This is a genomic window from Desulforhopalus sp. (genome assembly GCA_030247675.1).
Classification (GTDB): Bacteria; Desulfobacterota; Desulfobulbia; order Desulfobulbales; family Desulfocapsaceae; genus Desulforhopalus_A.
On record JAOTRX010000002.1, the window covers coordinates 499,506 to 522,492 of the forward strand.

A 22,987-nucleotide genomic window follows, 5' to 3' on the forward strand; every position below is an offset into this window, starting at 1 on the left:
GTAAAATTATGGCACTTAGCAAAGAAGAACTGAAAAAAGCCATCGAGGAGAAAGCGACCACATCTCCAAAACCGCAGCTGTATATTAAAGATTTCTATGCTTGTGATCCTGATACCAAGCCAAGAGACATGAAAAATATTGCCAACGAAATGGTAAGAGAAGGAAAATTGATGTTCTGGTCTTCCGGATCAACCACCATGTATGCAATCCCCGGCCGCATTAAGAATGAAGAAGGTGCTGACGGACTTGGCAATGTAGAGTAATCTGCTTCTACTCCGGATAGGAAAGGGCATAAAGAATGTAATTCTTTATGCCCTTTTTTTGTTATGTATAAAATCCACTTCTTCGATAGCCTTCCTTCCACCAATGATCTCGCCAAGAAATATGCGGGGCAAGGTGCTCCGCATGGTACCGCCATTATCGCTGCTCGCCAGACCAAAGGGCGAGGCCGCCTTGGCAAAACCTGGCATTCCACTCCTGGAAAAGGTCTTTTCTGTTCGATTATTGTTAGGCCGGATCTGGCCATAGTAGATTACCCAAAAATCACTTTGACAGCAGGACTGGCTGTAGCAATTGCTGTAGAGCGCATTACTGGAGCTTCTACGCAACTGAAGTGGCCAAACGACATTTTCATTAATGGGAGAAAGTGTGGAGGAATACTTACCGAGTCCTCATCCTTGAATGAACCAATTGGCACACGCTATGCCGTGGTCGGTATTGGGTTGAATCTGAACTCCCGAGAGGATGATTTCCCTGACTATTTGCGGGGTACCGTGACATCCCTGTTCCTGGAAACAGGGATTTGCCATGATGTGCGGCAGGTTTTCTCAGCTGTACATGCTGAACTTCTCGTGCAGATTGAAACATTCGTCCGAAATGGATTTCAACCAGTACTCTCCCTATGGAAGCTTCGAGATTTTCTATTGGGAAAGAGAATGGAATGTGTATCTTTAGAGGGAAAGCGCATCTCTGGAGTGTCTTTAGGTCCAGATTCGGAAGGGCAGTTGCACATCAAGGTCTCAGACGGCCAAATACACACGGTACTTTCGGGAGATGTGAGGCTTGCGCACGAGGATTGAAACCGGCAGAGCGTGTCGAATCTGCCGGTCTTTTCTGGTGGCTCCGGTTAATAGCGATAATACTCCGGTTTATACGGCCCATCAATTGATACGCCGATATAGTCAGCTTGCTCTTTAGTAAGCTGAGTAAGATTGGCGCCGATTTTCTTCAAATGCATTTTTGCTACCATCTCATCCAGATGTTTTGGTAGAAAATACACCTTGTTCTCGTAATTTTCAGAGTTCTGCCAGAGCTCAATCTGTGCAAGAACCTGGTTACTAAAAGAATTGCTCATTACGAAACTCGGGTGTCCGGTAGCGCATCCAAGATTTACCAAGCGCCCTTCTGCTAGAACAATGATTTTCTTACCATCAGGGAAAATTACATGATCAACCTGCGGTTTTATGTTGTCCCATTGGAGGTTGCGTATCCCCGCGATGTCGATTTCTGAATCAAAATGACCGATATTACAGACAATAGCCTGATCAGGCATGATCTCCATGTGTTTTCTTGTGATAACCCGTAAATTTCCGGTGCAGGTTACGAAAATGTTACCAATGGCCGCCACTTCATCCATAGTAACAACTCGGTATCCTTCCATGGCAGCTTGCAGAGCACAGATAGGATCAATCTCAGTAATGTAGACCGTTGCACCCATGCCTCGAAGAGCCTGAGCACACCCTTTCCCTACATCACCATAGCCGACAACTACAGCATTTTTGCCGGCTATCATTACATCTGTTGCCCGTTTGATACCGTCAATGAGAGATTCACGGCAACCATAAAGGTTATCGAATTTTGATTTTGTAACGGAGTCGTTGACATTGAAGGCAGGGCAAGCAAGCTTGCCAGCATTGGCCATTTCATTAAGGCGATGAACACCAGTAGTTGTTTCTTCACTTATGCCGCGAATCGAGGAGAGTAATTCAGGGTATTTGTCATGGAGTACGAGAGTCAGATCACCACCATCATCCAAAATCATGTTTGGGCGCCAACCATCAGGCCCAAAAATTGTCTGATCAATGCACCACCAGAACTCCTCCTCGTTTTCACCCTTCCATGCAAACGTAGGTATCCCAGAAGCCGCTACAGCTGAAGCGGCGTGATCTTGGGTGGAAAAAATATTGCAGCTCGACCATCGCAATTCGGCACCAAGATCTACAAGGGTCTCCATGAGAACAGCAGTCTGAATGGTCATATGCAAGCAGCCGGCAATCCGAGCTCCCTTGAGAGGAGATTTTCCTTTATATTCATTGCGCAGTGCCATGAGACCAGGCATTTCCGTCTCGGCGATGGCAATTTCTTTGCGCCCCCACTCGGCAAGCTTGGTGTCGGCAACTTTATAGTCGGAAAAAAAATTTGTCATAGTATTAAAATCCATTAGTTAATGATGTTGAACATGTCAGTTTTTGTCAGAGAGAAATTGTTACTTGAGCTTAGCTGCGTCACGGAGAATGGCAGCTCTATCGGTTTTCTCCCATGTAAAGGTCTCAAGTTCGCGACCAAAATGGCCGTAGGCTGCAGTTGAGTGATAAATGGGACGTAATAAATCGAGTTGCTGAATAATTGCCTTTGGTCTAAGGTCAAAAAACTGCAAGATAAGCTTTTTGATTTCGGCATCCGAAATCTTACCAGTGCCAAAGCTATTGACATTGATTGAAACCGGCTGTGAAATGCCAATGGCATATGCGACCTGGACCTCAATCTCATCAGCTAGGCCAGCGGCGATTAAGTTTTTGGCAACATATCGACCATAATAGGAGCTAGATCGATCCACCTTGGAAGGATCCTTGCCCGAAAAAGCGCCTCCACCATGAGATCCCTTGCCGCCATAGGTATCGACAATGATTTTTCTGCCAGTGACTCCGCAATCCCCAACCGGGCCACCAATTACAAAGCGGCCAGTTGGATTTATAAAAAACTTGGTATTGGCATCGATCATGGTGCTAGGCAAAACAGGCTTAATGATCTCCTCCATAACACCTTCTTTAAGATCGGCATAGCTGACAGCAGCATCGTGCTGGGTGGAAAGGACAACCGCCTCAATACGCGTGGGGATCTTATCGACATACTGTATGGTGACTTGGCTTTTTGCGTCAGGTCGGAGCCAGGAAAGGGTATTTGCTTTTCGAACATCTGATTGGCGTTTAGTCAATTTGTGGGCAAAGGAAATGGGCATCGGCATCAAGGTTTCTGTTTCATTGCAGGCGTAGCCGAACATAAGACCCTGATCACCGGCACCCTGATCAAGATCAAGGCCAGAACCTTCATTAACGCCCTGGGCAATGTCTGGGGACTGTTTGTCAATAGAGGTAATAACTGCGCAGGATTGCCAATCAAACCCCATGTCTGAAGAATTGTAGCCAATTTCTTTGATGGTTTGCCGAACGACATCAGGCATATCAACCCATGCGGAAGTGGTAATCTCACCCGCAATTACAGCCATCCCAGTTGTCACCAAAGTTTCGCAAGCTACTCTTGCGGCAGGATCTTGTGTAAGAATGGCGTCAAGGATAGCGTCGGAAATCTGGTCAGCGACCTTATCAGGATGACCTTCCGATACGGATTCTGAGGTAAAAAGGTACTCTTCTGACATATACACTCCAATGGGTAAATGGGAAATTAAATGAACAGTTGGTAGAACAGAAAAACCTCAATTATACACCAATTACGAAGAAAGCAAGGAGAAAAGCTTTAGGGAATGATAAAAAAGTAGTATTTGAAAAAAGTGTCATTGTTTTTCAAAGGTCTTCAACCTGATTGATGGGTGCTGCTTGCTCAGGGGAAAAACTGTGATTATGATGGCAGGGCTGAAAATCGACAAAGAGTAATGTGCTCGTGCTCTCGCTTTTGGAGTTTGAGCTGGAATTGGATAATTGATGCTGAAGAATGTTCTGTATACATAAAAAGGATCGCTGAAAATGTCTGTTGAGGATGCTAGGGAAGTATTGCTCATTGAAGAGCAGGGTTTGGCCGCAATACGAGAACGTATTGGGGAAGATTTTATCCGTGCAGTTGAAATGATTCTTGCCGCACCCGGCAGGGTAGTTATTACTGGTATAGGAAAGTCAGGTCTAGTGGGGCAAAAGATAGCTGCAACTATGAACAGCACGGGAACTCCGTCCTTTTTTCTCCACCCTGTTGAAGCGATGCATGGTGACCTCGGCATGGTGATGTCTGGAGATGTGATTCTCGCGATTTCATACTCTGGTGAAACAGCTGAATTGAATGGATTACTTATCACCCTGAAACAAAGAGGCAATCGAATTATTGCGATGACAGGAGGTGAAAATTCATCACTTGCCTTAGCAGCCGACGCTGTTTTAAATATCAGAGTTCCTAAAGAGGCATGTCCCTTAGGGTTGGCTCCAACAGCTAGTACGACAGCTACTCTTGCGATGGGAGATGCTTTAGCGGTAGTACTTTTGAATAGAAAAAAATTCCAGGAAGAGGACTTTCGGCAGAATCATCCAGGCGGGAGCCTTGGGCAGCGACTGAAAGTGCGAGTGACGGAGGTGATGTTCACTGGAGTGAACATCCCGGTTATTTCTCCCGAGGCTTCAGCGATCGTGGCTATTAGAGTATTAAATGAGAAGAATATGGGGGCTCTTCTCGTGGCTGACAGGGCTAATAAACTGCTAGGAATAGTCACCGACGGTGATATACGTAGGGCCTTTGTTGGGACAAGGCCGATTTCAGAGCTAAGCACATACCAGTTGATGACAAAGAACCCTATCTGCATAGATAGTTCGAGACTTGCTGCAGATGCACTGAGCATAATGCAAACCCACGAGATCACAGCCTTGCCAATAGTCGATGATGATGGAATTATAATTGGCCTCCTGCATCTTCATAATTTACTGGGTAAGGGAGAATTTCGGTTTCTTGTTTGAGTATCTCAACTCAATAAGAAGCCCAGCAGGCAAAGCCGCTGATCACCTTTTCGTCTTCACCTTGAGTTGAAACTGAAATGAAAGTGGCAACGGTGTTGTGAGAAGAGGGCGGCTATTGCTGCTCAGAGAAGAATGCCCAACGATTGTTTGCCTTGTCGTAGGCATAAAGCATTATGAGCATGAGCGGTCTTCCTGCACCAGTCTCGATACATTGCATTCGGAAGATCATTTTGCCATCGCTTTCTTTAACATAGGTGACAACTGGATTATTAAGATTCTCGGGAATGGTGGCTGGATAATTTTCGGTAAAGAGGTTGCGGAAATTGTCTTTCAGATATTGTTCCTTATCGGCTTGATAAATTTTTTCATCAAGAGATTGAATGGCAGCAAGGCTTTCCCTTTTAATCTCGGAAAATTCCGTCTCTGTGGCGAATCCACTTTTTGTAATATTTGCCACTATTTGCCGATAAATATTTCTTGCGGTCACTAAATCTTTTTTGTCTTTTTGCTGGCTTGTAGCAGCCTGTCGATCCCGGACTATTGTTGTTTGGAGAATTATTCTCTCAATTTTCCGGCGAGTTACGTCTGGATCGGAAAATTTTATCAGGGCTTGACTTGAAGTCAGGATTGCCTCTGCCTTATAGTATTCTTGAATGGCCTCATCCCATGAACCAGCAGCAAACGCCTTGTTTCCTTTGTCAATCGTCGCATAGAGTTCGGCCCTGCTTATGTTTTCCCTTAGAGCTTCGAGGGTTTCTGGGGGGGCCAGATTGCCGTTTTCAACGGAGGGTAAAACAGACTTATAAGAAGAAATTGCATTTAACCAGTCAGCTTTCGAAAAAAAATCATCTCCTTGTTTGCGGTACTCTTCGAAATTGAGTTTAGCAAGGGCGGTGTTTAACTCAACTGAATATTTACGTCTATCTTTCTCTGGTAATGTCTCAAACTGGATTTTAGCCTTCTTCAACTCCGTTGCAGCTTCTTGCCATTTTTGATTAGCAAGCAAGGCTTTGGCCGCGTTGAAGGCAAGGCTAAAACGAGTAAAACTGAGTTTACTCTTAATATCTTCAATGGTGCTGGCGGGGAGAAGTGTATTTTTTCCTGAAACTGTTAAAAGTTTGTTGAAACACTCTTCTGCTTCTGACCACTTTTCCTGATCGAAGAATTCTCCACCCTCTTTTAAAATCAGTGCGTAGTTATTGAGAATTACAGCATCTTTTTTTGAGATATATTTGCCGTTAACCAACACATTTCCGGCAAGACCTTGCGAAAGTTTTTCTGATTGAAGAATGTTGTTAATGTTTTCTCGTAATTCATTGATACGCTCTTGCTGAAAAAAAGTAAGACCTTCTAGGTCATTAAAAGCATCACTGCAGGTTTGCTTGGCATCCTCGAATTGTTCTTTTTCGATAAGATTGGCACACTTGGAAAAGGCAGTATTTGAGGACTCGAGTTTTCTGGCAAGAAAAAGATAGTAGCCACCACCGCAAAGCAAGATTACGCACAAAATACCAGCAGTAAAGGTAATTGTGAATTTACTGCTCAGGATTTTCTGGATAGGTGAAAAACTATTTGGGACCTGTGCATTGTTATGTTGTTTGCTCTTTGCGCCACGGCTTGCTGCTTTGTTTGGAACCGGAGGAAGATTTTCATGAGAAGAATCAAAGTCTGAATCAGAAAAATCAGGTGTCGCGGGTTGGTTAATTTCTTCGAAGAGAGCAATGGACTGAGAAACTCTTTTTTGGTCCGCTTCAAGGTTGGGGAAATCCGAGGTGGTTGCTCCAACCTGTTCATAAAGGCGTAAAGCGTTTTGTAAGTCATCGTCATACTCAGCTTTCTTAGCTAGCTTGTACAACTGGTCAGCCCTTTTAATTGCTTCTTCGGCATATGATATTACATCTTGGACTTGTGCGGAAATTGCTTGGTTGCCTCCAAGAGTTTGGCGAATTTTAAAAAACTTTTTTTGTTTAGTCAGGAGATCGAGGAAAGCGAGGTCGGCGTCGGGAAGAGGACTCTCAGGCGGTAAGGATGTCTGCAATGAGGATTGTTCGAATTGACCTGGACTATCGCTGGCCATCGATAAAAAACTGAAGTCGGGTGTGAGATCATCATCGTTAAGGGTGTCAATTTGTGCTTTCGGAGCTTGGATTGTCTCCGGTTGGTTGGGTTGCCTGTCTGACCAGTGAATTTTTGCGATTGGGAAAGAATCACTATGTTCCTGATACCATGTTGCGGCCTGTTCATTAAAGGCGTTGACCGTAGAAAAACTCTCACCGTTAATAAGTCTTCCTATGAAAACGATAAGATCCGGAATTTGTCGATGTTGGTGCCAGAATTCGCCAAGACAGATGGCGGCAGGATCAAAATCGGGGTGGAAAATATCACTTTTGGGCTTGCAACTCGGGGGGAAATGTGGAAAACCGAAAGGGATGGTCATTTCGATCTTATGACCTGTCGTAAGGTAGGGTTCACCTTTGCCCGGCTTGCTAAATCCAGAAATATTATATGTAACTTCATACTGTTCTGGCGGATCTCCCTTCATCGGTTTGATACTGACAGCCTGTTGAGAATCTATAAAATCTCTCAAGTGACGGTAGATTTCGCTTAGCTGGTCGGGAGACACTGACATAATGTATTATTGCTGGAATTATAGGTTATATGATTGTTACGGCTAGTATAGCAACTTATTTGAGCAACACAAAAAGAAATTGCTCATGTGACAGAATTGAGCGGCGAAAATATTCAAAAATTATTGATCTGGCAAGGGCTTAGTATTCCCAATCGCGAGTTTAAATAGTGGTGGCAATAAGTATGCTCAGGTTTTTTTTTGAAATTGTGGCTGAGAAAAACTGCCCCCTTTATGTTGTTGGTGAGAGATTGATATTATCGGAAAAGACCCTTGCCTGTCCACAGGGGAAAGAGGTTTGCCTGATACTTGTCAGGGATTTAACCGAAATCTTGTTTAAATTGCTCAAAAAAACAGACTATTACAGTTTGGATTGGGAAAAAACGGTATACAACTGTAGTGATTGCAGAGGATTGATTAAATTCTCTCAGGTACTCCATGAACATGTCCCGCGGGTGACAGCAGCAGGAGTGGTTGGAACGGTAGCGACTGTTGGCCTGCATTGGAAATTGACAGAAAGCTCCGCTCTCGAATGGCCGCTGTTTAAACTCATTCCTAAAGAAGAAATTGTTTCGATGTCCGGACATCTTCGTGAGATCTCTCTTCAGGAAGGATGTGTACTAATAAGAAAAGGTGAGAAAAATCTAAATCTGTACATTGTTATAGCAGGTGAGTTCCGAGTTGAGGATGGAGAATTGCTTCTTGCAACATTGACAGATGGGGATCTTTGCGGGGAGATGAGTTATCTCGGGGCTGATGTCGCGGTTTCAACTGTTTTGGCTACAAAAAACTCAAAGGTTTTGGCTATTGCCGGTGATGTGTTTGGTTGCTTGTACGGCAATAACCCAGCTGTGCAATCATTCATGGCCAAACTGCTTGCTGTCCGGTTACGCCGTACTAATGCCGCCAGAGCCAAGGATTTCAAATCCTGCATGAGTGGGCGAATCGATAAAATTGTTCCAGCTGAGCTCTTTCAGATTTTTCACATGCATCAAAAAACTGGCGTTTTGACTTTAGAATTATCTCAGGGTAACGGGATAGTTGTCTTTCGTGAAGGGGGGATTGTTGACGCGGAATACGGCGAGTTACGAAATGAGGAGGCGATATTTCAGATTCTTGCTGAAAAAACCGGGCGATATAGATTTACTACTGGACTGGATCAAAAGCATATGCAATTAACCGAGATTGGCGATTTTATGCTGCTTCTGATGGAGGGAGTACAAAGAGTGGACGAGGATCAGGAACAGTGATACCCCCAGCAATATTGACAGTGAAGTAACAATAGTTGTTCTCTTTATTCGGCTGATTGCTTTCTAGAAGAAGCACTAACAACCTTCGTTTGGCTTTTGCGGATGAAAGCTATTGCAGGGGTGGGAGCCGCAAAATATCTAGAAAGCAGTCTACATGGTATAGGGCACGAAGGTTTCTGTTTCTGAAGGCAACGAGAGGGACATTACAAGATGCCGCATGTTGCTCGTCAATGATTGAATCGCCGATAAAGATTGCTTCGTCCGGTTGACAGTCAAAATGTTTAAGTATCTCTAGGAGGGCGTCAGGGGCCGGTTTGGGTCTCGCAACTGCGTCGGCGGTCATAACCTTGCCAAAATAGTCCTCAATGTTATAGCTGCGTAGCAGCGGTATCATAGTCGTGGTGCGATTGGTGGAAATAGCCAGATTATACCTCTCTTTTGTTTCTTCGAGAAACAGAATAAGGTCAGGCTCCATCTTCATGTAGGGCAAGAAGGCGGAATAATCACCTTGCCGCCTGAAGGCGTGAACTGCTTCAAGTGTCGGCTCCTGGTAATGGCTGAATATCTGCCGCACTGAATCATTGACGCTATTCATATGTACAAACTCCTCCTCGATCTTGCTCATCAGCGGCAACCCGAAATGATGCAAGAGATGATTGTAGTACATGCAGTTAGCTTCTCTGGAGTCGAACATAACTCCATCACAATCGAATACGATGAGTTTAAGCATAATTTCCGGCGAAAATACTGAGAACGGAAAGGATTATTAGGAAATATTTCCGATGAACTGGGAGAAAATCTGCTTATGCAACATATCGATGCCAAACCGCAGCAAACTTTCATCATCCTCTAGTTGTTGCCTTTCGTTATGGCTCATAACGGTGAAGTGGAGGCGATTGTGAAACAAATGCTCGCGAAATGAATCAATGTTATAAAGAGCCAGGATAAAAAGCTCAACATCGCTTCGTGATGGAATAAATCCATTGCGGATTGCCTCGTGCTGAAGAATCTCCATCACTGCATCATTAAAGGTGTTGTATCGGGTTAGTCCCTGGTCGGTAATGTAGTTTCTGGGAGTCTGTTGAGCGGTTTCCAGAAACCCTTGGCAGTGATTTTCCCTTAAGATCACAAAACGTTCATTGACCCCACCTGCGATGCGGGAAACAGCTCGTCCAAGAGGGTACGTCCGACAGGCTCCTGGCCGGTGTTCATAGACCGAGCAGCCGGCCTTCGTAACGAAGACACAGCTGGCTCGGCCGTCATCGACCATCGTCAGATAAACCCTGGGAAAGGCTTCTCCGGGATCCTGCTCGATAATGAAATATTTCTCAAGCAATTGTTGTGAGGGTAGACTGGTTGCTTGACGTAACCGCAGCGCATCATATGGGGAAATTGCAAGTTCAAGCAAGCGGCAACATTCTGTGTAGCATGCCACTCCGGGGTGGCATGCGAAGGCAAAGCTTTCAAGTGTATCGATAGGGGCAGTATCCTGCTCTGGTTGGGAAGAATCAACCATGGCTATAACCCAAAACCGATTCCTTCTTCCACAGGGTGAGAAGGGGGCTGGCGACGAAAATTGACGAATAGGTTCCAAAAAGAATACCAACGGTCAGGACAAAGGCGAAATCATGGATGACTGAACCACCGAAAAACATCAAGGCGAGAAGCGTAAATAGCGTAGTTACGCCGGTAATGGCTGTACGGCTAAGGGTTTCATTGATGCTGGTGTTGATTGTCACGTCAAGATTAGTGTTTGTATTTTTTAAGGCATTTTCCCTAATCCGGTCGAAAACAACTACCGTATCATTGAGTGAATATCCAGCCAGGGTAAGTAGAGCAGTAACAATGAGCAGAGTAAATTCTATATCTAAAAGCCAGCACAAACCGACCATTACAATGATATCATGAAAGGTGGAAATGGCTGCGGCAACGCCGAAACGGATATCAAAGCGGAAAGCGAGGTAAATGATTACCCCGGCAAATGAAATAATAATGGCCAGGATTGCCTGGTTTCGTAAGGAAGAACTCACGGAAGAACCTATTTCCGATTCGCTTTCAAGGTAAAATTGCTTTTCCGGTAACTCAGCCGTAAGTACACTGCTAAATTTTTCGGCATATTTCGAGACAACTTCTTGGGATTTCTTTGTTTTTATGATCAGTCGTTGCTCGTTTTCAACTTTCTGCAGATCGGCATCAGGAGCATCACTTTTCGTAAAGGCTTCACGGACTTCAGACATTGTAAAGTCTTGGGCAGCTTTGTATTGCAGCAATGATCCCCCGGAGAAGTCTACACCCATATTGGCATGTCCCCGGTATATTTGAATGAGGGCGATAAATCCAATGACAATCAGCGTGGCCGAAAAGGCGAAAGCAAAGTTTCTAATACGCAGGAAATCAAAGGAAGTTTTCGTCAGCAATGTTAGAAACTTGATACGCTTCAGCGGTTTAATTACATTGATTGAGTCGAAGACAAAACGTGAGTAGAAGAGAACAGTGAAAAGGTTGAAAATGATACCGAGAGAAAGGGTTACGGCAAAGCCTTTGATGGGGCCGGTTCCAAACATAAACAGGGCCAACGCGGTGATAAGGGTGGTAACCTGTGAGTCGACGATAGAGGAAAAGGCTTTTTCGTAGCCGGCCTCAACACAGGAGCGGACGGATTTTCCCAAGGCAAATTCCTCGCGCATCCGTTCGTAGATAAGAACGTTGGCATCAACCGCCATACCAATTGACAAGATAATACCGGCAATTCCGGGAAGGGTTAGCGTCGCGTTGAGCACGGCAAGGCCAGCAAAAAGCAGGACGATGTTGAATATCATTGCCGTATTGGCAATGACTCCCGACAGTCGGTAGTAGATGATCATAAAGGCAAGAACTAAAATAGCGCCCCAGAGACCGGAGGTGAGGCCCTTTGAGATGGAATCTTGTCCAAGACTTGCCCCGACCCTCATGTTTTGGATGATATCGACAGGGGCAGGCAGGGCACCGACTCGCAAGACAATGGCCAGGTCGGCTGCCTCCTCATGGGTAAAATTACCGGTTATTTGTGCAGAGCCGCCAAGTATGCGATCTCTTATGACCGGAGCGGAACGAACAACCTCATCAAGGACGATTGCCAATCGCCGGCCGACATTATTTTCGGTGACATGGGCAAATATTTTACCGCCATGGCTTGTCATGTCGAGGCCGACATAAGGTTCGTTGAAGCTGCCCCCAATACGAACCTGGGCGTCTTTAATCATATCGCCGGTCATAAGGGTCTTGTTCTCCAGCAAGATTGGAACGAGTATATCTTTCTTGGTGATCTTGTCGGTCTCCTTTTCGAAATTTACCGAGGTGTTGTCAGGCAGCTTGTTTTGCAGGGCACGATTGAGTTTCTTGATGCTCTCCCCATCCTGCCACTCCTTGGAGGCCTTAACCTGGGTGATCATCTCTTGCAGATTGAGGCCGGCCGCGTCAGCGACGAGCTTGAATTCCAGCTGCGCAGTATCTCCGAGAAGCTTGAGGGCACGCTCAGGATCTTTGACACCGGGCAGTTGAATGACGATTTCGTCTTCTCCCTGGCGGATGATAACAGGCTCAGCTACTCCAAATTGGTCGATCCTATTGCGAAGGATTTCCAAGGATTGATTAACTGCATGATTTTTGATGAATTGAATTTTCTCGTCTTTTAGGGTCAGAAAGATACGTGGAAAACTGCCTTCCTTTGCTTCTATCTTAGCGTCAATGTCGGAAAAACTGTCGGCAACGAGTTTCTTGACCTTGTCGATAGCCCCTGTGTTGGGGAGAGTAAAAATGATAGTGTCAGTGGCAGGTCCGGATGTACGTACAGCGGAAATTGATTGTTCGGCGAGGGCATCTTTTAGATCGTTTGCGGAAAATTCAAGAGTGTTTTCAGCGGCTTTCTTGAGGTTGACTTTGAGCACCAGATGCATGCCGCCTTGAAGGTCAAGTCCCAGACGCAGCCCGCCAGGCGCCAGATAGGTCTTCCACCAATCGGGAGTACCTGAGTAGAATGACGGCAGGACGGTGCTGATAGAAAGGAGAATAACCATCACGAGGAAGGCAAATTTCACTTTGAGTGTTGTATTCATATGATTTTCCTGAATTTTCCTGGATGAGAGAGCAAAAAATGGGCGGCATGAGAGGCGATTGCCATCGAACGCTGCGATTATAACGCAAAGCCCGAATCTTGCAAGGTTTGGCACGTACTATTACATAAAACCAGTAGAATGAGGAGAGAGCCTTCTTCGGGGATTTCGAAATAGCAACGCCATGGGGTTGGAGGAGCAGGGTGTCTGGTCAAAAGTTCCTTGCTATAACTAAACCCGGAAAGTACATTTATAACACTTTAACTGCGATGCTCTTTCAACGGTCAAAGACTGATGAAAGACCAATTATTGTCAAGAAACGAGGCAAGACATTGTACACTCAAATATATATCCTGCGATTTCCAAAAGATACCAGCGATCAACCGTTTATTTACCGGTTGGTCAAGGAATATGATATTGAATTTAATATTCTTAAAGCCGACATTCTTCTGCAGCGTGAAGGTATTATGATCATTGAGCTGAAGGGCAGCAGTAAAGCCAATGTCGTCGCTGGTCTCGACTATTTGAAAGGGATGGGCGTGAAAATTGAGCGATTAGCCACCCGGATTCGCCGTGACGATACAAACTGTTTCCAATGCGGGGCCTGTACCGGAGTTTGTTCTTCTGGAGCACTATACATTCAGCGACCGACGATGGCGGTGATCTTTGATGCTGAAAAATGTACAGGCTGCAGCCTCTGCGTGCCAATTTGCCCGGTACGTGCAATGGCGGTATCTCTTAATGATGACTGGATTCTTGCCGAAGGCTTGTTACTATAGTCTCAGGCAAGCTGAGGACAAGGTGTTATGTCCTTAACCCTGCTATTTAAGATGCTCGCTGCTGGATGCGTCCAGAGAAGATATCGGTAAGAGGCTCAATAATCAAAGAAGATCAGTCGGTCGAAGAACCATTATCCGCGGCTCCCTGACCGGAGAAGGACCAATTCCCCAGACCCAGTTTGGGGAGCCATGAGGTGAGTGCTGATTTCGGTGGATCGCCGGCCTCCAGTCTTGCCAGCAAGTCTTTAGCCTGGGCGGCTATTGGTTGCTCGGAATATTTGGCGAGAAGAAACTTGAGGCGCACTTTAGCTTGATCGTATTTTTCAGTTCTGACGTAGTATTCAGCGACAAAATACTCATGGTCGGCAAGAAACTCTGTGGCTGTTGCAATTCGGGCTTTAGCCTCGTTGGTATATGGTGAGTTGGGGTAAGATTTCAAAAGCTGTTTGAAAAACTCAATAGCCTTGACTGCACCAGTAGTATCCCTGTCAACTCGGTCAATTTGCTTGTAATTGCACATTCCCTTCTGAAAGATAACGTAGGGAATACTCTCGTTGGTGGGGTGGCGATTCGCAAATTCCTCATATAAAACCAGCGCTTCGAGATAGCGGCCAAGGTGGAAACTGCAGTCCGCAGCTTTCAGTTCTGCAAGGGGTGCCTCTGGGCTGAAAGGGTAGCGGTTGAGGATTTCTTGAAAGAATTCAATGGCGGTAAAATATTTGCCCACGTTGTAGTCATCCATTCCTTGAGCTAAAAGGTTTCTCGCCGGTAAATTCATGTCGGCTTTTGCCTCAACCCCGTCTTCGTCGATTGAAGTAAAATTAAAGGTTTTTTTGAAATCACTACAAGCGCTGAGACTAGCAAGTAATCCAAAAGCCAGAACAACCAAGCAGAAATGGATCGCGGTTTTTTTGTTTATTGACTGCATCGATGGCCACATGTCGAGGTTATTTAAAACTTTGCAGGTATTTTTCCGCAGCGAGAACGGCAACTGCGCCTTCGCCTGCAGCATTGACAATCTGCCGGACGTCTTTGCTGCGGATATCGCCAGCAGCCATAACCCCGGGAACGGTAGTCCGCGTTTCGATATCGGTGGGGATGAAGCCCCATTTATCGGCATTAAGTAAATCGAGTGGCAATCCCACGTTGCTGGGAGTTACCCCAATTAGAACGAAAACGCCTTGGACGTCAAGGGTCGAAGATGTACCATCATTGTCTAAGAGATGGAGCCGTTCGACACCAGCCTGCCCCTCAATTGCTGTTACTCGCTTGTTCCACAGGAAATTGATTTTTGGATTTGCAAAGGCGATTTCTTGGATGATTTTTGTTGCCCTGAGACTGTCGCGGCGGTGAATTACCGTTACTTTGCTGGCGAATTTGGTAAGATATTCGGCCTCTTGGATGGCAGTATTTCCCCCTCCAACAACAGCAACGTGCATGTTTCGGTAGAAAGGAGCATCGCAGGTGCCGCAATAGGAGACACCCTTTCCCCGGAGTTCCTGTTCCCCGGGAACACCAAGGGAGTTGGCACTTGCCCCGGTACAAATAATCAGCGAGTCACAGGTAACAATCCCACCATCTTCAAGATGGAGAACCTTTTGTCTGTCGTTACTCAGATCTACCTTCGTAACGCAGGCTAACTCTGAGTTCAGATTAAATCGTTTGGCATGTTCCGTCATCTTCTCAACCAGGTCAAAACCGGTCAAGCCTTCGGGAAATCCGGGATAATTATCAACCCAGTGGGTGAGCAAAACTTGTCCTCCGGGTGCTCCTTTTTCTATCAAGACATGATCTAAGCGCGCACGAGCGGCGTAGAGCCCAGCAGATAAACCAGCTGGGCCACCGCCAAGGATGACTAGTTCGTAGTGTTCTTTCATTGTGTCTTGGAGATTCCTTTGGGAACAGAAAGGTGAATAACTACCTGGAGTGATAGAGGTTCTGCCGATGGAGGTTTTCCGAGGCTCTGATTATTTCGCCTTGCTAATAAGTGCAACAAGCTGTGATTTGCCAACCGAGCCGGTGATTTGATCAACAACTTGACCGCTTTTAAAAAGGATCAAGGTTGGGATGGCGCGGATGCCAAATTTTCCGGGTGTCGCCGGATTGTCATCGACATTCATCTTGGCAATCGTGACCTTCCCCTCATATTCGCTGGCGAGGTCTTCAATGACAGGGCCTATCGCTTTGCATGGTCCGCACCATGGTGCCCAAAAATCAACAAGCGTCGGTGTTGCGGAAGCTGTAACAGTATCAAACTCCGCATCACTTAGTTGCAGAACTTTATCAGTAGCCATTATTATCTCCTTTGGATGTGAAGTGAGTATAGGGTTGAAGGCATAGCCAGCAAGTATCGCCGCAGGGCAACCATCTGTCAACTTTACCTGCTGCTCTGTTGACTGACAAGTAGAAAAAGATGTTCAGCGCAGCGAGCCAAAATCTGTCACAAGAGGTTTTCTACAATGTGCATAATTGTTTAGAAATCAAGGGGAGGGTGTTTGACACAAAAACGTTCTTCATGCTATATTCCTTCCCTTAAACCCATGCAAGCAGGGTGCGTCTCCTCGCCAAAAAAACTCACATAAGCACCAAGACGATTTACCAAAAACTGACGGCTGTCCACTAAAAAAGTTGAAGCTTTGGATAATGCCATCAGTCCTTATATCTTTGAAAAAGGAGTTATGAATGAATTTCCCCATTTCCAATCAGTTATTCGAACAGGCTAAGAAAATTATTCCCGGAGGAGTGAACAGTCCTGTTAGGGCTTGCCGGGCAGTGGGCGGTAACCCAGTTTTCATCACCAAGGCCTCTGGATCTAGTCTTTGGGATGCTGATGGAAACGAATACGTCGATTTTGTCTGTTCTTGGGGGCCGATGATTGCGGGACATGCTCATCCTGACATTGTTGCGGCTGTCTGTAAGACTGCAGCTTTAGGTACCAGTTACGGGGCGCCTACTCCGGGCGAAATAGACTTGGCTGCCATGGTTGTGGAAGCCATGCCCGCAATTGAAAAAGTCCGTTTTGTAAATTCCGGAACCGAAGCAACCATGAGCGCAGTCAGGCTCGCTCGGGGATATACGGGAAAGAAGATAGTTGTAAAGTTTGACGGCTGCTACCATGGCCATGCTGATTCATTTCTGATAAAAGCCGGTTCGGGAATCATAACTTTAGGAATTCCCGGTAGTCCTGGTGTACCTGATGATGTGGTGAAGCACACTATCTCCATCCCTTACAATGATCTCCACGTGATGGAAAGAACCTTGCGGGAAAAGTACCTTGATATCGCGTGTGTGATTGTCGAACCGGTAGCCGGGAACATGGGGTGTGTTCCGCCACAACTGGAATTTCTTAAAAAACTTCGTGAAGTTACCAGTGAGCTGGGGATAGTATTAATCTTTGACGAGGTAATTACTGGCTTCAGACTTTCCTATGGGGGCGCGCAGCATTACTTCAACATCATTCCCGATTTGACTTGTCTTGGGAAAATAATTGGTGGTGGATTACCGGTTGGCGCTTATGGAGGGAAGGTAGACATTATGGATTGCGTTGCTCCTGATGGGCCAGTCTATCAAGCCGGGACCCTGTCCGGCAATCCTTTGGCTATGGCTGCTGGTGTTGCTACCCTGAAGATTTTGCAAAAACCGGATTTTTACGAGAAACTTAAAGCCAAGGCGGATTATTTCGCAGAGCGTTTTGGAGAAATTGTTAGAAAGACGGGTATTGAGGTCTCCGTGAATCGCGTGGAAAGTATGATGACGGCATTTTTCTCCAAATGGCCTGTGACTAATTTTGAATCAGCGATGCTTTCTGATACCAAAAGATATGCCCAACATTATCGTCAGATGCTAGAGGGAGGAATTTATCTCGCACCGTCACAGTTTGAAGTGGCCTTTGTTTCAGCTGCACAGAGCGACAAGGACCTTGATAAAGCATTAAAAACCACTGAATGGTCATTCAAAAAGTTGCTCGAAAAGTGAAAATTTATTGACTTTACTAGGGAGCCATGATACCAAACCAGGTTATATCACAGCGGTTTGTTGTAACTCTGAAGCAGGTGGACAAAATGTCGGGTGTTAAAAAAGAATTTGTTCAGTTGCTTGCGAATTACGGGCACATCGGCTTCACTTTTGTCGCCTCTATCGTTATCGGCTTGGGCGGGGGAATTTATCTCGACCAAAAGGTCTTCGATGGTCGAACTTCTCCTTGGTTTACATTCATAGGGTTGGGGTTTGGTATTGCCGCCGCGTATAAGGCTCTGCTTGAGATCCTCTGGCACAACAAAGAGAAAGAAGAACGGCCGAAACGAGAGGACTAAGAGGGTTGTGTGACTGAAGATTTGTTGACGCTGCAGAGAATGCAGGTTATAAGCTGGATTTGTTTGGCAGTAATGATAGTTGGAGCGGCGGTTGTCGTGTCTTTTCAGTTCGCTCTGGCGGTCCTTGTTGGCGGCCTTGTTTCAATAGGCAGTTTTTGGGTATCGCAGACAGAGGTAATGAGAATGATCAGTTCGATCGCCTCGCTACCGTCCCAAGAGGATCGGCAGGCACAAGCCAAACAGGGGCAAAAAAAATATCTGCTGAAGTTCTGGGGTCGACTTGCAATTATTGGTGTTGTTCTGCTGGTTGTTATTAAGAGCCAGGCGGTCAACATCTTCGGCTTAATTTTGGGTTTGTCAACGGTAGTGTTAACGGTCACCCTCATGTCGCTGAATGTGGCCTGGCACTACTTCTTCAGAGGGAGGAGGTAAGAGGAGTTATGGAACATCCGATACTATTTATTTCGATTATCCTAGAAAAATTGGGATTGCCTATTCCGCATGGTCCTGTAGGGCATTCATTTATTGAGCAGCTGTGTGCGCCGTACATGACATATACATGGTTGGTAATGGCGTTTCTTTTCTTGGTGGCCAAACTCACCCTTGGAAATTTGGAGATGATCCCTGGTAAGGGGCAGAATTTCTGGGAGTTGGTCATTGGTGGCATGGATGATTTCTTTGCCGATAATATGGGAAGGGAAATGGCTGACAAATTCTTCCCGATGATAGCTACTTTCGCGCTTTATATTGCCGTCGCCAACCTCATTGGCCTTATTCCCGGTTTTATGTCTCCGACCTCGAGCATAAATACCACCTTGGCCCTCACCCTGATTGTCTGGGTATCTCACCACATAATAGGGCTCAAGGAGCACGGGTTGCATTACTATAAGCATTTTATGGGCCCGGTATGGTGGCTGGTACCCCTGCTGTTACCAATCGAACTTATTAGTAATCTTGCACGCTTGCTTTCTCTGTCTATTCGTCTTTTTGGAAACATAATGGCAAAAGAGACTTTGCTGGCAATCCTGTTCATGCTTGCCGGAGCATTTTTTGCTCCATTGCCAATCATGATACTTGGAGTGCTTGTTTCTATTGTTCAAGCCATGGTTTTTGTTCTGCTTACGGTTGTTTATTTCTCCCAAGCTAAAGAACACGCTCATTGAGTTGGATTCGATTGATTTACATATAGAAGAAGGCCAAAACAAAAAAACTTTTTAAGGAGAAGAAAATGGAAGGAAATATTATGTACGCTCTGGTTTGTATTGGTGCTGCTCTGTCAATTGGTCTTGCAGGCCTTGGAGCTGGTATTGGTATTGGTTCTGTTGGTAATGGCGCATGTCAAGGTCTTGCCAGAAACCCAGAAGTACAGCCCAAATTGATGGTTTTCATGATTCTTGGTATGGCGCTTGCTGAGTCCGTAGCTATCTATGGCCTGGTTATTTCGCTCATTCTCCTTTATGCAAACCCACTTGTAAAATAGTTAGATGAGAAGACCATTCCGATCGTTCTTTGATCGGGTAAGAGGGCCGCAGAGTATTCTGCGGCCCTCTTTTGTTTTAAAATACGGTTACAAGGAGGGAAAATATGGATCAGGATATTGATGCAAATATTCTCATTCATCCGCGACGGGGTAAAAAAGAAAAAGTCCTTCCTGAAAATGGGATACTCCTTGTAAACCCGTCCGAGGCATTTCTATGCCATGAGCAGTTAAAGAAATTCGGAGGTGAGTCTCAGCAGCTTTTTAACTCAAACTTGACTGTAGATGTAGACCAATCGTTTTTTGCAGCTGGTCCGGCAATCGGTTCACCTATGGCGGCTTTGACCCTGGAAAAACTCATAGTTCTTGGGGCGAAAAGAATTATTCTATTCGGTTGGTGTGGAGCAATTTCCCCTGATCTCAAGGTTGGGGATATTCTGATTCCAAGCGAGGCCCTTGCCGGTGAAGGTACCTCACAGTATTATCCACTAAATGCACCTGCTATACCTGAAAAGGTATTTCGTGAAAATATAGTGAGACATTTTCAGGAAAATAATACCCCTGTTGGTTCTGGGCGTGTTTGGTCGACTGACGCAGTCTACCGAGAGGATCGCCGAACCCTTAAAAACCTTTACTCAACCGAGAGGGTTATCGCAGTTGATATGGAGTTCTCAGCACTTTGCGCGGTTGCATGCTTTCGTAATATTAAGTTTGCCGCAGTTTTGGTTGTTTCAGATGAGCTATCCGGTAAGGCGTGGCGGCCTGGGTTTTCAGAAGGAGCTTTTCTTCACAGCAAGGCTAGAGCTCTCAAAACAGTAGTATCATACATCTCTAAATACAAGGAGTTGTAATGGGCTTATTCTATTTAGTAAGCCAAGGATGCGCAAAAAACCTCGTGGACTCGGAAGTCATTCTTGGTTCCATGGATATGCGTGGTTGGAAGCTTACCGAAGATCCAGTGGAAGCAAGTGTCTTGATCATTAATACTTGTGGTTTTATACAGGGTGCCGTGGAAGAGGCAATCGGTGAGATATTTGAATTGGTTAAAATTAAAGAGCGTTACCCAGAAAAACGTATAATCGTTGTTGGGTGTCTTGTTCAGCGGTACAAGGAACAATTGGCTGTGGATTTGCCGGAGGTTGACCTGTTTGTCGGAACTGAAGGACCTGTAGAGCTTGCCGGATTACTTGAGCAGTTGGAGAATGGGCTGATGAACCAGCGCTTGCTTCTGCCAGCTCGGTTTTTGATGTCCAGCGATACTCCGAGAAAAATATCGACTCCGTTTTTTCGTGCATGGTTGAAAATCACCGAGGGATGTAACAACCGTTGTTCTTACTGTATGATCCCTATGATCAGGGGAGAGCTGCGCAGCAGGGCAATTGATGATTTAGTTCGTGAAGCACAAAGACTAGAAATTCATGGAGTGAAAGAGCTTTCCCTCATTGCTCAAGATAGCACTGCTTATGGCAATGATCTGGGTTTGGGGATCAGTCTTGAGACATTGCTTGAGCAACTGCTTGAAAAAACCTCAATTCCTTGGATTCGTCTGTTGTATCTCTATCCCACGGGTGTGACTGATCAGCTGCTTGATTTGCTGGCGAAGAATGAAAGGATTGTTCCCTATTTGGATATTCCGATGCAGCATGTTAATACCACGGTGCTGCGGGCAATGAATCGTCGTTACACATCAAGTGATTTGCTCAGGCTTGTTGAAAGAATACGGTCACGTGTGCCGAATATTGCCCTCAGAACTACTTTTCTTGTCGGTTTTCCGGGAGAGACGGAAAAGGCCTTCAGGGAGATTGAAGAATTTATGCGTAAAGTTGAAATTGACCATGTTGGTGTCTTCGCTTATGCAAATGAGGAAGGGGCTCCATCAGAAAAATTCACCAAGCAGGTGTCAGAAAAGGTGAAAAATAAACGGAAGAATCATCTTCTGGCGATACAGGCTGAGCTATCTGCAAAAATTCAAAAGAAGTATGTCGGGAGAATCGAGCCGGTTTTGGTAGAAGGCTTGAGTAGCGAGACCGACCTTCTATTACAGGGAAGGACAAAATATCAGGCGCCGGAAGTCGATGGCATCGTTTTCATAAACGACGGCGTGGCCAATCCTGGTGATATCGTCAACGTCGCCATCACCGACTCTCAGGTATATGATTTAGTCGGAGGGATTGTTGAAGAGAGCGGGGCTAACGATAGGCAGCAAAATGCATAACAGGAGAGCCCGGAAGCAAATTGCTGCCTAGGGCTCTTCGCGGTTTGCAGTCTGGAAAAATAAATTTATTTACTGCTGTTAACTTTTTCTCGTAGCTCCTTGCCAACTTTGAAAAAAGGAAGCTTCTTGGGTTTTACCTCAATTTTTCGACCAGTTTTTGGGTTTCTGCCCTCATAAGAACCGTATTCTTTAATAACGAAGCTCCCAAAGCCTCGTATTTCAATGCTCTCTCCCTTGGCAAGCGCTTCTGTCATTGTTTCGATCACGGTGTTGGTAATCGCCGCAGCTTCTCGGTGAGGTATGTTGATATCTTGCGCTAATGCCTCGATGAGTTCTGATTTGTTCATACGTAACTCCTGTTTGTGAAAAACAAATTGGGATGCATTATCAAAAAATACAGTCACATAGTAACGTAGTAATAAAACTAACACCCAAGCGCAAACACCTGAAGTCCTGGGTTGATAAATAGTGTTAAATATCAAGCAGTTGGAATCACATCTGGGTCGTAGGCTAGCTGTCTACCCCTAACTACTTAGATTTAATCAGCTAATCTTGGTTTTGTAAAGAGAATTCTAAAAAAATATTTTTTTTAAATCTGCAGAGTTAAGTTGCTTGTAGCTACCAACAGGGAGATGGCCCAGAGTCAGCTTGCCATAAGCGATACGTTTGAGGTGCAATACAGGATGGCCAATCAGGCTAAACATCTTTTTCACTTGCCGTTTCCGTCCCTCATGAATGGTGATTTTCATTTTGCAATTAGGACCTTGTGAGGCAATGGCTGTTACGCGGGCAGGTGAGGTTAACTTCCCATCAAGCTCAACTCCTATTCTGAGAAGTTCAATCTTCTCTTTGGAGGGATTGCCCTTGACTAAGGCCTCGTAGGTCTTGTTAGTTTCGTTGCTCGGGTGTTGTATCTGCTGGGCGAGTTGGCCATCATTGGTCAAGATTAGTGCTCCCTCGGTATCAAGGTCAAGGCGCCCGACGGGAAATAGTCGCACACCAGCTCCTTTAATAAGAGAGGTAACAATAGGCCTGCCTTGCGGGTCGGAAAGCGTGGTGACATAGCCCCTTGGTTTGTTGAGAAGATAATAAACCAGAGGCTCCTTGGCTTTTACCAGTTTGCCGGCAAAGGTTACGATGCTGGAATCTGGATTTATGGTAATGCCCATTTCTGTGACAACCTTTCCATCCACGCTGATAAGACCTTCGGAAATGAGTTCTTCAGCTCTTCGCCGCGAGGCAACTCCACATTGGGCAAGGTATTTTTGTAGTCTTACCAGCATA

Annotated in this window: 23 protein-coding genes; 12 read left to right on the forward strand and 11 right to left on the reverse strand. The window is 45.5% G+C overall.

Annotated elements, in window-relative coordinates; genetic code table 11:
• Positions 1-8 precede the first annotated feature (8 nt).
• A complete protein-coding gene (locus tag OEL83_02225; protein ID MDK9705843.1) occupies positions 9-263 on the forward strand; it encodes a dissimilatory sulfite reductase D family protein in 255 nt (84 codons plus the stop codon).
• Positions 264-326: 63 nt separating this feature from the next.
• Positions 327-1,079 carry a biotin--[acetyl-CoA-carboxylase] ligase gene (locus OEL83_02230; protein ID MDK9705844.1) on the forward strand — a complete coding sequence of 251 codons (753 nt, stop codon included), beginning with the start codon at positions 327-329 and terminating at the stop codon, positions 1,077-1,079.
• Positions 1,080-1,126: 47 nt separating this feature from the next.
• Here the strand turns inward: OEL83_02230 and ahcY are convergent, their stop codons facing one another.
• Both ahcY and metK read right to left on the reverse strand, forming a co-directional pair.
• Positions 1,127-2,425 (reverse strand): adenosylhomocysteinase, encoded by a 1,299-nt coding sequence (gene ahcY, locus OEL83_02235; protein ID MDK9705845.1) that lies wholly within the window; start codon positions 2,423-2,425, stop codon positions 1,127-1,129.
• A gap of 60 nt (positions 2,426-2,485) precedes the next feature.
• Positions 2,486-3,655, reverse strand: a complete 1,170-nt coding sequence (gene metK / locus OEL83_02240; GenBank protein MDK9705846.1) for a methionine adenosyltransferase — start codon at positions 3,653-3,655, stop codon at positions 2,486-2,488.
• 325 nt (positions 3,656-3,980) lie between these two features.
• Between metK and OEL83_02245 the strand changes: the two genes are divergently transcribed.
• The gene (locus tag OEL83_02245; protein MDK9705847.1) at positions 3,981-4,952 is read left to right on the forward strand and encodes a KpsF/GutQ family sugar-phosphate isomerase; all 972 of its coding nucleotides are present in this window, start codon (positions 3,981-3,983) and stop codon (positions 4,950-4,952) included.
• A gap of 112 nt (positions 4,953-5,064) precedes the next feature.
• Here the strand turns inward: OEL83_02245 and OEL83_02250 are convergent, their stop codons facing one another.
• Positions 5,065-7,581, reverse strand: coding sequence for a ubiquitin-conjugating enzyme E2 (locus OEL83_02250; GenBank protein MDK9705848.1), 2,517 nt, complete (start codon positions 7,579-7,581; stop codon positions 5,065-5,067).
• Between the two features lie 182 nt (positions 7,582-7,763).
• Between OEL83_02250 and OEL83_02255 the strand changes: the two genes are divergently transcribed.
• Positions 7,764-8,828 carry a DUF4388 domain-containing protein gene (locus tag OEL83_02255; GenBank protein ID MDK9705849.1) on the forward strand — a complete coding sequence of 355 codons (1,065 nt, stop codon included), beginning with the start codon at positions 7,764-7,766 and terminating at the stop codon, positions 8,826-8,828.
• A 109-nt stretch (positions 8,829-8,937) separates the two neighbouring features.
• On the opposite strand, the gene OEL83_02260 is transcribed toward OEL83_02255, so the two are convergent.
• The 3 genes from OEL83_02260 to secD are packed head-to-tail and all read right to left on the reverse strand — an operon-like array spanning position 8,938 to position 12,922.
• Positions 8,938-9,558 carry an HAD family hydrolase gene (locus OEL83_02260; GenBank protein MDK9705850.1) on the reverse strand — a complete coding sequence of 207 codons (621 nt, stop codon included), beginning with the start codon at positions 9,556-9,558 and terminating at the stop codon, positions 8,938-8,940.
• A 36-nt stretch (positions 9,559-9,594) separates the two neighbouring features.
• Positions 9,595-10,344: a YkgJ family cysteine cluster protein gene (locus OEL83_02265; GenBank protein MDK9705851.1), complete on the reverse strand. Its 750-nt coding sequence runs from the start codon at positions 10,342-10,344 to the stop codon at positions 9,595-9,597.
• Positions 10,337-12,922 carry a protein translocase subunit SecD gene (gene secD, locus OEL83_02270; GenBank protein MDK9705852.1) on the reverse strand — a complete coding sequence of 862 codons (2,586 nt, stop codon included), beginning with the start codon at positions 12,920-12,922 and terminating at the stop codon, positions 10,337-10,339. The genes OEL83_02265 and secD overlap by 8 nt, the downstream gene beginning before the upstream one ends.
• A 200-nt stretch (positions 12,923-13,122) precedes the next feature.
• Here secD and OEL83_02275 point away from each other — a divergent pair, with 200 nt between their 5' ends.
• Positions 13,123-13,698 carry a 4Fe-4S binding protein gene (locus OEL83_02275; protein MDK9705853.1) on the forward strand — a complete coding sequence of 192 codons (576 nt, stop codon included), beginning with the start codon at positions 13,123-13,125 and terminating at the stop codon, positions 13,696-13,698.
• Positions 13,699-13,810: 112 nt separating this feature from the next.
• Here the strand turns inward: OEL83_02275 and OEL83_02280 are convergent, their stop codons facing one another.
• The 3 genes from OEL83_02280 to trxA all read right to left on the reverse strand — a co-directional run bounded on the left by OEL83_02280 (position 13,811) and on the right by trxA (position 15,992).
• Positions 13,811-14,710, reverse strand: coding sequence for an outer membrane protein assembly factor BamD (locus OEL83_02280; protein ID MDK9705854.1), 900 nt, complete (start codon positions 14,708-14,710; stop codon positions 13,811-13,813).
• Complete coding sequence (gene trxB / locus OEL83_02285; GenBank protein ID MDK9705855.1) at positions 14,646-15,575, reverse strand: thioredoxin-disulfide reductase; 930 nt, start codon at positions 15,573-15,575, stop codon at positions 14,646-14,648. The genes OEL83_02280 and trxB overlap by 65 nt, the downstream gene beginning before the upstream one ends.
• A gap of 90 nt (positions 15,576-15,665) precedes the next feature.
• Positions 15,666-15,992 (reverse strand): thioredoxin, encoded by a 327-nt coding sequence (gene trxA, locus OEL83_02290; protein ID MDK9705856.1) that lies wholly within the window; start codon positions 15,990-15,992, stop codon positions 15,666-15,668.
• A gap of 388 nt (positions 15,993-16,380) precedes the next feature.
• Here trxA and hemL point away from each other — a divergent pair, with 388 nt between their 5' ends.
• The 7 genes from hemL to rimO all read left to right on the forward strand — a co-directional run bounded on the left by hemL (position 16,381) and on the right by rimO (position 21,703).
• A complete protein-coding gene (hemL, locus tag OEL83_02295; GenBank protein MDK9705857.1) occupies positions 16,381-17,673 on the forward strand; it encodes a glutamate-1-semialdehyde 2,1-aminomutase in 1,293 nt (430 codons plus the stop codon).
• Between the two features lie 86 nt (positions 17,674-17,759).
• Complete coding sequence (locus OEL83_02300) at positions 17,760-18,011, forward strand: AtpZ/AtpI family protein (GenBank protein ID MDK9705858.1); 252 nt, start codon at positions 17,760-17,762, stop codon at positions 18,009-18,011.
• 9 nt (positions 18,012-18,020) lie between these two features.
• The gene (locus OEL83_02305) at positions 18,021-18,443 is read left to right on the forward strand and encodes an ATP synthase subunit I (GenBank protein MDK9705859.1); all 423 of its coding nucleotides are present in this window, start codon (positions 18,021-18,023) and stop codon (positions 18,441-18,443) included.
• An 8-nt stretch (positions 18,444-18,451) separates the two neighbouring features.
• Complete coding sequence (gene atpB, locus OEL83_02310) at positions 18,452-19,174, forward strand: F0F1 ATP synthase subunit A (GenBank protein MDK9705860.1); 723 nt, start codon at positions 18,452-18,454, stop codon at positions 19,172-19,174.
• A 65-nt stretch (positions 19,175-19,239) separates the two neighbouring features.
• Positions 19,240-19,491: an ATP synthase F0 subunit C gene (atpE, locus tag OEL83_02315; protein ID MDK9705861.1), complete on the forward strand. Its 252-nt coding sequence runs from the start codon at positions 19,240-19,242 to the stop codon at positions 19,489-19,491.
• Positions 19,492-19,595: 104 nt separating this feature from the next.
• Complete coding sequence (locus OEL83_02320) at positions 19,596-20,339, forward strand: nucleoside phosphorylase (GenBank protein ID MDK9705862.1); 744 nt, start codon at positions 19,596-19,598, stop codon at positions 20,337-20,339.
• Entirely contained in the window at positions 20,339-21,703 is a 1,365-nt protein-coding gene (rimO, locus tag OEL83_02325; protein ID MDK9705863.1) for a 30S ribosomal protein S12 methylthiotransferase RimO, read from the forward strand. Before OEL83_02320 ends, rimO begins: the two co-directional genes overlap by 1 nt.
• 65 nt (positions 21,704-21,768) lie before the next feature.
• Here the strand turns inward: rimO and OEL83_02330 are convergent, their stop codons facing one another.
• Together OEL83_02330 and OEL83_02335 are read right to left on the reverse strand one after the other, a co-directional pair.
• On the reverse strand, positions 21,769-22,050 hold the full coding sequence (locus tag OEL83_02330; protein ID MDK9705864.1) for an integration host factor subunit beta: 282 nt from the start codon (positions 22,048-22,050) through the stop codon (positions 21,769-21,771).
• 225 nt (positions 22,051-22,275) lie between these two features.
• A complete protein-coding gene (locus OEL83_02335) occupies positions 22,276-22,986 on the reverse strand; it encodes an rRNA pseudouridine synthase (protein ID MDK9705865.1) in 711 nt (236 codons plus the stop codon).
• Position 22,987: the final 1 nt, after the last annotated feature.